The organism is Marinobacter sp. UBA2498, assembly GCF_002341575.1.
Lineage (GTDB): Bacteria > Pseudomonadota > Gammaproteobacteria > Pseudomonadales > Oleiphilaceae > Marinobacter > Marinobacter manganoxydans.
Genome location: NZ_DDOI01000090.1, coordinates 26,046 through 37,930, shown reverse-complemented (window position 1 = coordinate 37,930; position 11,885 = coordinate 26,046). Strand labels below are relative to the sequence as shown.

General features: G+C 59.7%; 11 protein-coding genes. 7 read left to right on the top strand and 4 right to left on the bottom strand.

The window, feature by feature from the left end:
- The coding region (locus tag B2W52_RS12715; protein WP_286803394.1) for an ATP-binding protein at nucleotides 1–1,767 on the top strand (1,767 nt) is incomplete at its 5' end.
- Nucleotides 1,768–1,779: 12 nt separating this feature from the next.
- Here the strand turns inward: B2W52_RS12715 and B2W52_RS12710 are convergent.
- Entirely contained in the window at nucleotides 1,780–2,145 is a 366-nt protein-coding gene (locus tag B2W52_RS12710; RefSeq protein WP_008173227.1) for a hypothetical protein, read from the bottom strand.
- Between the two features lie 218 nt (nucleotides 2,146–2,363).
- Here B2W52_RS12710 and B2W52_RS12705 point away from each other — a divergent pair, with 218 nt between their 5' ends.
- The gene (locus tag B2W52_RS12705) at nucleotides 2,364–2,969 is read left to right on the top strand and encodes a hypothetical protein (RefSeq protein WP_286803389.1); all 606 of its coding nucleotides are present in this window, start codon (nucleotides 2,364–2,366) and stop codon (nucleotides 2,967–2,969) included.
- Between the two features lie 7 nt (nucleotides 2,970–2,976).
- Nucleotides 2,977–5,193, top strand: coding sequence for a patatin-like phospholipase family protein (locus B2W52_RS12700; protein WP_286803387.1), 2,217 nt, complete (start codon nucleotides 2,977–2,979; stop codon nucleotides 5,191–5,193).
- A 6-nt stretch (nucleotides 5,194–5,199) separates the two neighbouring features.
- On the opposite strand, the gene B2W52_RS12695 is transcribed toward B2W52_RS12700, so the two are convergent.
- From B2W52_RS12695 to B2W52_RS12685, 3 genes are all read right to left on the bottom strand, one after another.
- Nucleotides 5,200–5,877 carry a GntR family transcriptional regulator gene (locus B2W52_RS12695; protein WP_273071554.1) on the bottom strand — a complete coding sequence of 226 codons (678 nt, stop codon included), beginning with the start codon at nucleotides 5,875–5,877 and terminating at the stop codon, nucleotides 5,200–5,202.
- 83 nt (nucleotides 5,878–5,960) lie between these two features.
- Complete coding sequence (cls, locus tag B2W52_RS12690) at nucleotides 5,961–7,391, bottom strand: cardiolipin synthase (RefSeq protein ID WP_014575864.1); 1,431 nt, start codon at nucleotides 7,389–7,391, stop codon at nucleotides 5,961–5,963.
- Nucleotides 7,391–8,467 (bottom strand): AraC family transcriptional regulator, encoded by a 1,077-nt coding sequence (locus tag B2W52_RS12685; RefSeq protein WP_008173236.1) that lies wholly within the window; start codon nucleotides 8,465–8,467, stop codon nucleotides 7,391–7,393. Before B2W52_RS12685 ends, cls begins: the two co-directional genes overlap by 1 nt.
- 389 nt (nucleotides 8,468–8,856) lie before the next feature.
- Between B2W52_RS12685 and B2W52_RS12680 the strand changes: the two genes are divergently transcribed.
- From B2W52_RS12680 to B2W52_RS12665, 4 genes are all read left to right on the top strand, one after another.
- On the top strand, nucleotides 8,857–9,654 hold the full coding sequence (locus B2W52_RS12680) for an alpha/beta fold hydrolase (protein ID WP_008173240.1): 798 nt from the start codon (nucleotides 8,857–8,859) through the stop codon (nucleotides 9,652–9,654).
- Nucleotides 9,655–9,755: 101 nt separating this feature from the next.
- On the top strand, nucleotides 9,756–10,841 hold the full coding sequence (locus B2W52_RS12675; protein ID WP_008173243.1) for an SMP-30/gluconolactonase/LRE family protein: 1,086 nt from the start codon (nucleotides 9,756–9,758) through the stop codon (nucleotides 10,839–10,841).
- Entirely contained in the window at nucleotides 10,841–11,302 is a 462-nt protein-coding gene (locus B2W52_RS12670; RefSeq protein ID WP_008173245.1) for an acyl-CoA thioesterase, read from the top strand. The genes B2W52_RS12675 and B2W52_RS12670 overlap by 1 nt, the downstream gene beginning before the upstream one ends.
- Nucleotides 11,303–11,383: 81 nt before the next feature.
- Nucleotides 11,384–11,885: NADP-dependent oxidoreductase (locus B2W52_RS12665; RefSeq protein WP_286803378.1), on the top strand; the 502-nt coding region annotated here is incomplete at its 3' end.

Below are 11,885 nucleotides of genomic sequence, written 5' to 3'. Positions count from 1 at the left end.
CTGCGTTCGGGCGAGGTGGATATTCTTCCCGGGTTGTCCCGGACGCCGCGCACCGAAGAGGCATTTCTGTTTACCCGGGCCTATCTGACCGTGCCCATCGCCCTTGCCATCAGGGACGACGGTCGCTTTATCGGGGATCTTCGGGAACTCCGCACGGAGCGTGTGGGTGTGGTGAACCGGCATGCGGCCCACGATTACCTGTTGATCAATCACCCGAACCTGGATCTTTACCCGATGGATACGGTGGAGGAGGGGCTTCTGGCACTATCCAACGGCGACCTGGACGTCATGGTTACCCATATTCCGGCGGTCAGTTACACAGTGGCCCGGTTGGGGCTGTCGAACCTCAGGATCACCAGCATTACCCCCTATCAGTACGATCTGCGATTGGCCGTACGCAAGGACAACCCTGAGCTGCACCGGGTGCTGAACAAGGCGCTGGGCAGCCTCGAAGCCAGCGAGACAGAATCCATCTACAACAGGTGGATTCACCTGGATATCGAGCAGGAGACCGATTACACCGTGGTGCGGCGGGTGGTGCTGATCGCCATCCTGGTCGTGCTGATCTTCCTGTACTGGAACCGCAAGTTGTCGCGGGAGGTGGATGAGCGTATCCGTTCGGAGAATGCCCTGCGCCGGAGCGAAGACGAGTTGCGGGCCGCCAAGCTCGAAGCCGAAAGGTTGGCCCGGGAGGCGGAGGCCGCCAGCCTGGCCAAGAGTGAGTTCCTGGCCAATATGTCCCACGAAATACGAACGCCGATGAACGCGGTGATCGGCTACAGCGATCTGCTCAGCAACAGTGTTACCGACCCGCAGCAGCGCAATTACCTGGACGCCATCCGGGCGGGAAGTCGAAGTCTGCTGATGCTGATCAACGACATTCTGGACCTTTCACGAATCGAGGCGGGAAAAATGCGGTTGGACTATTCCGCCGTATCGGTCCGTCGTCTCCTGGATGATGTTCGCCACATTTTCGATCTGCGGGCCCGGGAGCAGGGCATAACACTGGAAGTGAGTGTCGATTCGCGAATGCCCGGCGCCATGATGCTGGATGAAACCCGTCTTCGGCAGGTTCTGTTCAATCTGGTCGGCAACGCTATCAAGTTCACCCACGACGGAGGTGTAACAGTTCGGGCAACCGCGAAGCCGCTCAAGAAGCGGTCGGCAGAAGCGGAACAGACCCCGGAAGCGCCGGAACGCCAGTATTACAAGTTGATCGTCACGGTCAGCGATAGCGGTATCGGTATCCCGCCGGATCAGGTGGAGCGTATTTTCGATGCCTTTGAGCAGCAGGAGGGGCAGAACACGCGGCGCTATGGTGGAACCGGTCTCGGGTTGGCCATCAGCCGGAAGCTGGCCCGTATGATGGGCGGTGAGCTGGAAGTTGAGAGTGAACAAGGTTCCGGTTCGGTCTTTACGGTGACCTTGCCCCGGGTTGAGGCGACGGTGGAACAGGCGGAAGACGAGGGCGTTCCCAAGGAATCCGACCGGCTGCTGGCCCAGACTCTCAGCATGCAGGAGCGGGGCTGGCTCAGGGAACAGCTCGCGGCGGATTTTGGTGACGAGTGGGAAGCTGTGAGAGAGAGTGGCGATCCGGAGCAGATGAAAGACTTTGCACGCCGCGTGCTGGCCTGGGGCCAGCGATTCCGGTCACGCTCCGTCACCCGTTACGGGGAGAAGCTGCTTGCGGATGTCGAGGCATTCAATCTGGACGCGGTCAACAGTGCTCTTGAGGCCTTCCCGAAGTTGCTCGGCCGCGAAGAGTAAGAGCCGGGTGGGTTACAGACAATCGAACTGCGAGCGACGGTCGAAAGCGACCGAGACCATGTCGTAACCGGAATCCGAGAGTTGGCGGATCAGGTCGCGGTCTTTCAGCAGAGTCATGCAGACCTTGTGCACGCTGGCCTGAAGCTGTTCAGAGGCCATGTCGTTAGAAGCCAGGCGGAAATCCACAATCAGGTATTTGCGCTCGACCGCCGCGCTGGCGGGGATATCTTGTCGTTCAACGCTCTCGTACCCGATATAGGTCGCCTGGGCTTCCGGAAATACCTGGCTCATGAGTACATCAAGATTTTCGGCATGGACAAGCGGTGCCGACAGCAAAAGGGCTGTGGCAGCGAGGCGAAGTGAGCGTGTGATCGTCATTGGAGGCCACTCCCTGGTGACATTCCGGTTAATCTGTAACCAAGTGTAAAGTTTGGTTGCCGTTGATTATTGCAGAGTCTGTCGCATTTTGCGTGATATGTGACATTAATTTTTCAATTGTTTGCAGTCTCGATACAGTGACGACCGGGCTTTCGGGCTCCCGGTCCGGTGCGCGATCAACTATGATGTGGGTAAGACGGACTTAGAGAGGAAAACGCATGTTTCAGCTTGTCTTTAAAGGGGAATGCGTTCCCGGAACGGATCTGGAAACGGCCCGCAACAATGCCAGAACCCTGTTCAAGGCTTCTCTTGATCAGGTTGATCGCATGTTCAGTGGTCAGCCGGTGGTTATTCGCAACAAGCTGGAAGAGGTTCAGGCTGAAAAATACCGGGCGGTATTGAAAAAGCACGGCATGGTAGCTTATGTCCAGCCGATGGCTGACGCCCGGCCTGCTGCCAGTGCGGCACCACAGCCAGCCCCGTCGGCCCCCGCAAGTCAGCCCCGTCCGCAGCCGACGCCCTCTGCGCCGCCGGCGGAAGAGCAGCGCCGTGGGGTTCCTGAAACCGAGCCTGGCGATCGTTTGCCGGTGGCGGGCGAGAAGGTGGATACGATACTTTCCGGCTCCGGTCTGAGTCTGGATCCGGTCGGGGTCAACCTGACAGAGAAGACCGAAGCGGAGCCACCAATGTTCCAGCATCTGGACGAGTGGAGCCTGGCTCCGGCTGGCAGTGATCTGGGTGTCGAGCGTGACCTGCCGCCGCCGATGATACCTGACGTATCCCACCTGTCACTGGCGGACGACGACTCCTCCGAGCGGAAATAACCCAATTGTGAGCCAGTGCAACCCCTGGGGCCGGAATGTCCCTCGACTGATCGCCGTCATCATGATTCTTCTGGCACCACTGGCTTCGGCTGAGGAGCGTCCCAAGGTAGGGCTGGTTCTGAGTGGCGGCGGCGCCAAGGGTATGGCCCATGTTGGCGTGTTGCGGGTTCTGGAGGAAATGCGGGTTCCTGTTGATCTGGTGGTGGGCACCAGCGCGGGTTCCGCAGTCGGTGCCCTGTATGCCAGTGGTATGCCGGTCAGTGACATCGAGCAGCGCTTTATCGAGATGGACTGGCTTTCCAGCTTTCGCGACGATCCCGGCCGGGTCTACAAGCCGGTTCGGCGCAAGCAGGATGACTGGCGGTTTCCGGTGGTCCCGGGCATCGGTGTTCGCGCCGATGGCCTGCGTGTCGGCGGCGGGCTGATTGCCGGGCAGAATCTAGGTTTTATCCTCAACGAGCTGACCCACAACGCCGCCCTGGTTGAAGACTTCGACCGGCTCCCCATTCCCTTCCGGGCGGTTGCCACCGATCTCGAGACCGGTGAGCAGGTGGTCATCGGTGACGGTAACCTGTCCGAGGCCATCCGTGCCAGCATGAGTATTCCCGGGGTATACGCGCCGGTGGAACGTGATGGCCAGTTGCTGGTGGATGGGGGCGTCGCCAACAACCTGCCCATCAGCGTTGCCAGGGATTTGGGCGCCGACATCATCATCGCAGTGGATATTACCGACAGTCTGATGGAAACCGACGAGCTGCGGGGCGCGTTTTCCGTTGTCGGTCAACTCACAACCATCATGACCCGTCGGAACACCGACCAGCAGCTGGATCTGCTCGCCGAAGACGATGTTCTGATCCGCCCCGACCTCGAAGGCTACACCTCCGCTGATTTTTACGATGCGCCGGTGCTGTTTGAGCTGGGCGCCAGCTCGGCCCGGGAACACGGCGTCGAACTGCGTCCGTTGGCATTATCCCGCAAGGCCTGGGCCGATTGGCGCGACAGCGTGTCAGCGCAGGACGCGGGTGCGCGTATCGTGTCACGCATCGAGATCGAAGACAGTCGTCGGTTGGCCCGGGACTTCCTCAAGGAACGAATCCGGCAGAGAATCGGAGAGCCACTGGACACCGCCCGCCTGGAAGCCGACCTCAAACGGATCTACGGGCTTGGCTATTACGAGATTGTGTCCTATTCGACCTCGTCTTTGCCCGAGGGAACCGTTCTGACCATCCGCGTCCAGGAGAAGAGCTGGGGGCCGAACTACCTGTCTTTCGGTTTGAGTTATGAGGATAACTTTGACGGGGAAACCCGGTTCAATCTTGCCTCTTCCCTTCGAATGACCGAGCTCAATGCCCTGGGCGGGGAGTGGCAGACCGGTGTTCAGCTGGGCACCGAGCCCTGGGTTCGCAGCCAGTGGTATCAGCCGCTGGATTACGGCTATGAGCGTTTTCTGGTGCTCGGTGGCGAGTACTCCCGGGATACCTTCAGCCTGTTTGATGCCGCCGGAACCCGCGTTACGGAGGTGGATGTGACCTTCCGGAAAGCGGATCTGGCACTGGGCATGGAAATCGGCGGCAATGCCGAAGTTCGCCTGATCTATGCGCGGGGCTATGCGACGGTTGACGAGCAGGTCGGGCAACCGGTAGCGCCGGAGGGGTCGGTGCACCAGGGTGGGCTGGCCGTGCAACTGGTACACGACTCTCTGGACGATACTTTCTATCCTCGCGACGGTGGCTTTGCCGGCCTCCGTGGACGTTTTGAACGGGAGGGCCTGGGATCCGACCGGGAGTTCGATTCGGTAACCGGCCTGGCGCTGGGAACCGGAAGCTGGAAAGGCCTGACCCTGACCGGACTGGTCTTCGGCCATGCGGTAACCCGGGGCACTCCCGGAATTGAAAATGCCGTCCGCCTGGGTGGATTCCGCCGGCTATCGGCATACGCGCCGGGTGAGATTACCGGAGACAACGCGTTAATGGTTTCAGCCTATGCCAGCCAGACCTTTGGCGGCCCGCTGCTGCCCTGGTTCGTTGGCGCCGGGTTCGAGGCGGGTAATGCCTGGCCCTCTCTGGATGAGGCGAGCTGGGACAGTTCGGTGAAATCGTCCAGCGTATTCGCCGGCGTGGATACCTTCCTCGGCCCGGTTCAGGTGGCCGCAGCCTACAACAACGAAGACAACTGGACGGCCTACCTGAACATTGGTTTCTCGTTCACCCAGCTCTTTTACTGAGTGCCGTCAGGCCGTTCTGCTGCCGGTCTTTTCAATGGCAGTGAGAACCTGCTGGCATTGTTGCAGGGCATAGCGGTGCAGGATGTCTGCCAGGCGATCCTCATCCCGATCCTTGATGGCACTGATTGACTGTTCCATGTGGGACAGGTTGTCCTCAATGACACGATTGCCTCCTTCCTGGAAGGCGACGAAGGCACAGCGCTTTGCCGAAGGCCAGAGGTCATCAATGGCAGAGACAATGAAGTAGTTGTCGGCATAGGCCAGCGATGCCTTGGTGTACTCAATGCCCAGCTCCAGAAACGCCATAAGATCGTTCTTCCTGTAGCAGGCCTGCATCTGCTCATACAGACTCTCCAGCCGGGCCATGTCCTCGGGCTGCCAGTGACGCACCAGCTTGCGACCGGTGTGGGTGAGGTGGAGCTCCAGAGTCTCGTACAGGCTGCGAACGAAGTATTCATCCAGCGGAGTCACGAACGCGCCTTTGCGGGGTACGTTGCGGACCAGATGCCGCTTCTCCAGCAGCAGCAAGCCTTCCCGTATGGACCCATGACTGACGTCCATCTGTTTCGCCATGGCGCCCTCGTAGATCCGTTCACCGGAGCGCAGCTGGCCAAAGGCAATCAGGTTTTCGATGTGGCGTGCGACCTGTTCGGTCAGTGTTTCTCTGGGCTTGAAGGCATTCATGGTGATCTGTCGCTACTGCATACTGGCTGAATCGTCCTGGCATAGTCGCACATCGGCTATTCCGGAGCCAGTGGACGGATGGCCTATAGCAGTGGCGCCAGCAGGCGGACGGCCCGGCAACACAGGCGGAACAGGATCGACCGATCCTTGTAGTCGCTCTCGATCATCAGGCGGGAATTGTCCAGATCGTGTTCCAGCATGGATTCCACACTCCGGATGAAATGCCTTGCGGTGGTTATGGCGGTGATCTCGAAATTCAATCGCATCGAGCGGTTGTCCATGTTGGCGGTTCCCACCGCCGCGTATCGATCATCCACCAGGATCACTTTCTGATGCATGAAGCCAGGCTGGTAGCGATAGATGCCGATGCCGGTCTTGCAGGCCTGGACGAGGTAAGAGTAAGCCGCCAGGCCAATCAGGCGGCTGTCCGATTTCTCCGGAATCAGGATTCGTACGTCCACGCCCCGAAGCGCCGCCAACTGAAGGGCGTTCATGATCTGGAAATCCGGAACAAAATAGGGCGAGGCGATCCAGAGCCGGGTGCGGGCATTATTGATGCAATTGAGGAAAAACAGTGTGCAGGTTTCCCAGCTGTCCGCGGGTCCTGTTGGCAGCATCAGCACCTCGTCGTCGCCGGGCTGGTTGTCGACCGGCGCCCAGTCGAGGCTGGGAAAATCGTTGCTGGCCCAGTTCCAGTCTTCCAGCCATGCCAGCTGCAGGCCGGTGACGGCCGGACCCTCAATCCGGCAGTGGGTATCGCGCCAGGGTTCCTGGTCCATGGCAGTGCCCAGGTATTCGTCCCCCAGGTTGATGCCACCCACAAAGCCGATCTTGCCGTCGCAGACCAGCAGTTTCCGGTGGTTCCGGAAATTGATCTGGAACCGCCTCCGGCGGATGTTGCCGTTACCGAACGAGGCCACGCGGGCGCCGGCGGCGGCGAGCTGGTTCAGGTACTTGCGCGGCAGCCAGACGCTGCCAATGTCGTCATACAGAAACCAGACTTCCACACCCTGGGCCAGTTTGCGCTCGAGAATTGACTTGATCCGGCGGCCAACCCGGTCTGACCGCACGATGTAGAACTCCAGGAGGATATAGTGCTCGGCGTCTTCCATGGCTTCGAACAGGGCCTCGAACGTGGCCTCACCGTCCCTGAGCAGGGTACATCGGTTGCCATCGGTGAACGGCTGCCGGCCCAGTCGGCAGAGCACCTGAAGTTCGTCGGTGAACCGTTCGCTGGCGGGGATGGGTATGGAGGTTGTTTGCTGCTCGAACCGGTTCAGCAGATTGGTCAGGGATTCGTCGCCAAGCCGTCGGGCTTTCACGTAGCCGCCAAACCGATGCCGCCCGAACAGCACGAACATGGGCACAGCCAGGTAGGGCAGGCCGATCAGGGCAATGACCCAGGCAATGGCACCCTGTGTTGTCCGATAGGTCAGAAGAATACGGTAAATACAGGCAAATGCGCCCAGGTAAACGGCCCCGACCACCAGTGCAACGAGAGACAGCTCGTCCATCATTGCGCTCCCTCATCTGCCTGGTGGCCGTAGGGCCCCGATGTGGCCAGATGCCTTGCCCGGTACTCTGCCGGTGAGGTGCCGGTCCAGCGCTTGAACGCCCGGCTGAAGGCGCTGAGCTCTGAAAAACCCAGCAGAAAAGCAATTTCACCCAGAGCGTACTGGTCGGCCGCAACATACCTGAGCGCCTTGTCCTGGCGAACCTGCTCAACCAGGCCATGGAAGCTCAGGCCTTCCTTCTTGAGCTTGCGGTAGAGCGTCTGGCGGCTCATATGGCATTGCCGGGCAAGGCTGTCGGCATCGATTCTTTCGGTCGCCATCTGCTTCGAGATCAGTCGGCGAATCCTGCGGCCGAACGAGCGGCGGCTCTGAAGCCTCGCCAGCAGCGTATTGACCTGCTTCAGTACTGCCGAATACACGTAGGGATTGCGGCGTGGTATCGGGTGCCCCAGATGCCGGCTGTTGAACGCCAGCCGGGTAATACCGCAATCAAACCGCACCGGGCCACCGAGAAGCTTTTCGTACTCGTCGGCGTACACCGGCGCCGGATGGGCGATCTCTACCCATTCCGCCCGGATGCCCGGATGAATGAAGTGGCGGGTGCGGGTGATGGCCGCAGCCAGGGTCCGGTCCATATCCTGCCGGCAGTAATGTTCGGCCATGTCCGGTTGCCAGCAGAGAATGGCCTGGTCGGCGGTCTGTTCGAAGCTCAGGAATACCGACTCGTTGATCAGCCGATGCAGGCGCACGTACTGGGTAACGGCTTCACCCAGGGTGTCACAGTTGAAAAACACATGCCCGACCAGTCCCATCCGCTCGGGATCCACCACTTTTCCGGCGTGCAGCCCGACAGCCGGATCGCCCGTTACCAGCTCGGCGTGTTCCCACAGCCGGTAATGGGCATCGGCGGGCACGCGCCGGTCCGGGTCGGTGAGCTCCGACATGGCCAGCCCGGTCAGCTGTTCCACCCTTGGCGCATTGAGAACACCCTGGCGTTCCAGATAGTGAACCAGCGCCAGCGTGCTGGAGGCAGCGACCAGGGGTGCGCTGGTGGAGTCTGATTGGGCAGATGTCACGTTGATAGTTAACGACCTGTCATGATGACTGATACAAAATGTCAAGTGGGTGCAACGGCCTGTCAAGGGTTACCCGTGGCTTTAACGATAGCATCAACGTATCAGGTTGAAGCAATGGAAAAGCAATCAGGAGGTGTTTTATGGAACAGGAAATTTTCGTACCTCATACCGAGCTTGAGCGTAAAAACGTGATTGAGCTTGCCGAGTATCTGAACAGCATCTTCTATTGCTGATCCTTCAGACGTCACGTCTATGACCTTCAAGCCGGGCTTTGCCCGGCTTTTTTTCGTCCACGGAAAATGACCGCTAATACCGGCACTTGCTCGCAAGACTGGCAGTGGTAATGTATCCGGTCTGAGAACGCAGACCAATCCGGAGACTGACTGCCCATGACTGTTGCGCTGAACCACCGCATTACCGGCGAAGGCCCGCCCCTGATACTGCTGCACGGGCTGTTCGGCTCCCTGGACAACCTGGGGGGTATCGCCCGCCGTCTGGAAGACCAGTGGCAGATTCACGCACTGGACGAGCGCAACCACGGGAGTTCGCCCCACACGGATACCATGGACTATCCGGCCATGGCCGCCGACGTCATCGCCTACATGGACGCCCAGGCGCTGGACAAGGTGAGCCTGCTGGGTCATTCCATGGGTGGCAAGGTGGCGATGCAGGTTGCCCTCCAGGCTCCGGAGCGCGTGGAAAAACTGATCGTGGCCGACATTGCCCCGGTAAACTACAAACCCCGGCACGATGCTATTCTGGACGGGTTGACCAGCATGGATCTGACCGGTGTGCGTTCCCGTCAGGACGCAGACAGGCTGATGGCAGATTTTGTCGAAGAGCCGGGTGTTCGCCAGTTCCTGCTGAAAAACCTGGAACGGATTCCCCGCGAAGACCAGCAGGAGGGCGGGCCAATGTTCCGGTGGCGGCTCAATCTGCCGGTTATCGATGCCTGCTATGAACATCTGGCCAGGGCGCCGGAGGGTGATGGCCCGTTTGATGGTCCTGTGCTGTTTCTGAAGGGCGCGGATTCGGCCTACATCCAGGAAAAACACCGGGATGATATCCAGCGACTGTTCCCGCAGGCACAGCTGCGTATTATCCAGGGGACCGGCCACTGGCTGCACGCTGAGAAAGCCGACTCCTTTGCTGCCCTGTGCCGCCGTTTCCTCAGCGCCGATGAATGATGGTGTCCTGCGTAGGGCATTTTCCTGCTCACCGGCCCGTCTGCTAAGGTGGGCCAATCGCTGACACACGGAATGGACACAACAACAGGCGGGCAGAGTGTATGAAATGGCTGATGGTGGGTTTGCTGGTTGTCTTCCTGCTGCTTGGCAGTTTCCTGCTGACTCCCTCGCCCGTCGACAGCAAAGCCTGGAACCCCCCATCGCCGCCTCCGCTGACCGGTGAGGTTGCGCCAAATGAGCGCCTGAGGCTTGCGGACCTGATCGCCAGGGGCCAGGTATACGGCCCCGAGGATACAGCCGTGAGCGAGGATGGTGTGCTTTATACCGGCACCCAGGATGGCTTCATCGTGCGGGTGTTCCCGGATGGCCGGGTTGAAAACTGGTTGTCCACCGATGGTCGGCCCCTGGGCGTGGTGTTTGACAGCCAGGGCAATCTCATCGTTGCAGATTCCTGGCGGGGGCTGCTGTCTATCAGTCCTGAGGGCGAGATCACCGTATTGGCCCGCGAGGCGGAGGGAACGCTGTTCCGCTTCACCGATGACGTCGACATTGCCGATGACGGGCGCATTTATTTCACCGACGCCAGCTCCAAGTTCCATCAGCCGGAATACATGCTGGATCTTCTGGAAATGCGTCCCCATGGCCGCCTGCTCCGCTACTCTCCAAAAACCGGCAAGGCCGAGGTTCTCCTGGCCAACCTGCATTTTGCCAATGGTGTTGCGGTATCTCCGGAGGGCGACTATGTGCTGGTTAACGAAACCTGGAAATACCGCATCCTCCGATACTGGATTCACGGGCCCAAAGCCGGCCAGGCGGAAGTCTTTGCCGACAATCTGCCCGGTTTTCCCGATAACCTCGCGGTGGATGATCAGGGGCGCTACTGGGTGGCGTTTCCTACCCTTAGAGATTCGAGGATGGACGCCATGCACCCCCGGCCCTGGCTCAAGGATCTGGTGGCTAAACTCCCGAGCAGCCTGAAACCTGCGCCACAAGAATATGGTCTTGTGATTGCGTTCGACCGGGACGGTGAGGTTATTACCAGTCTCCACGACACTCGGGGGACCCATTTGCAGGAAATCACCTCAGTGAATCCTCACGATGGCAACCTGTACTTTGGTTCACTTCACAATGATCGTATTGGTCGGCTACCGTTGCAGGCCATTCCGGGTCTGGGGGACAGCAACTGATGCAGCAACACGATATTGACTGGGATCTGCCGGCGCCTTTCACGATCGAGATAGCGGTACGGCCCGAGGATACCGATCGGCTTGGGCACGCCAACAACGTTGTTTACGTACGGTGGCTGGAAGACGTCAGTTGGGCCCACATAGAAAGCCTGGGTATGACCTGGGAATTGCACGAGAAAACCGGCAAGGCGATGGCCATTACCCGAACGGAAATCGATTACCTGGCCTCGGCGAACGCCGGCGATCAACTGGTTCTTGGGACCTGGCTCACCGATTACGATGGTCGGTTCCGGTCTGCACGGCAGTTCCAGCTCGTTCGTCCCTCGGATGGCAGAACCCTGGTCAGGGCCGTTTCCACTCACGCCTGTGTTGATCTGAAAAGCCAGCGGCCTGCCCGTGCGCCCAAAGAGTTCGCCGAGATTCTCGGTTCCGCTGTGGTAGCCGGAGGCAAAGGGCTGTAGGTCACCCGAGGTCTTTTGTGCTTTACTTCAGCTAATCTTGTTCAAAGCCAATCCCGTTTAACCTGTTGTCCGGAGATCTTCATGGAAAATACTGCCGATCAGAACGCTGAAGCCACGATGCGCCATGTGATCTACGATCGCTTTGGTGAGCGTGACGTCCTGCAAGTGGTCTCGGCCGATGTGCCAGTCCCCGGAGACGATCAGGTGCTCGTCAGGGTGCACGGTGCCGGGCTCAATCCGATCGACTGGAAAACCCGGAAGGGGCTTGGTTTCGCGGCGCGGCAGATCGAGAATTCGTTGCCGTGGACGCCCGGTTACGATGTCGCCGGAGAGGTTGTCGGAGTAGGTGCCAACGTGACCACCCTGGCGCCCGGTGACCGGGTCATGGGCATGGTCGGATTCCCGGCCGGCGGTGGCGGTTATGCGCAGTATGCCCTGGCCGCGGCCGATGAACTGGCCATCGTGCCGGAAGAACTGGACCTGGTGTCTGCAGGTGCCTTGCCCCTGGCGGCACTGACCGCATGGCAGGCTCTGTTCGAGATGGCGAAACTTGAGTCGGGGCAGAAAATCCTGATCCACGCCG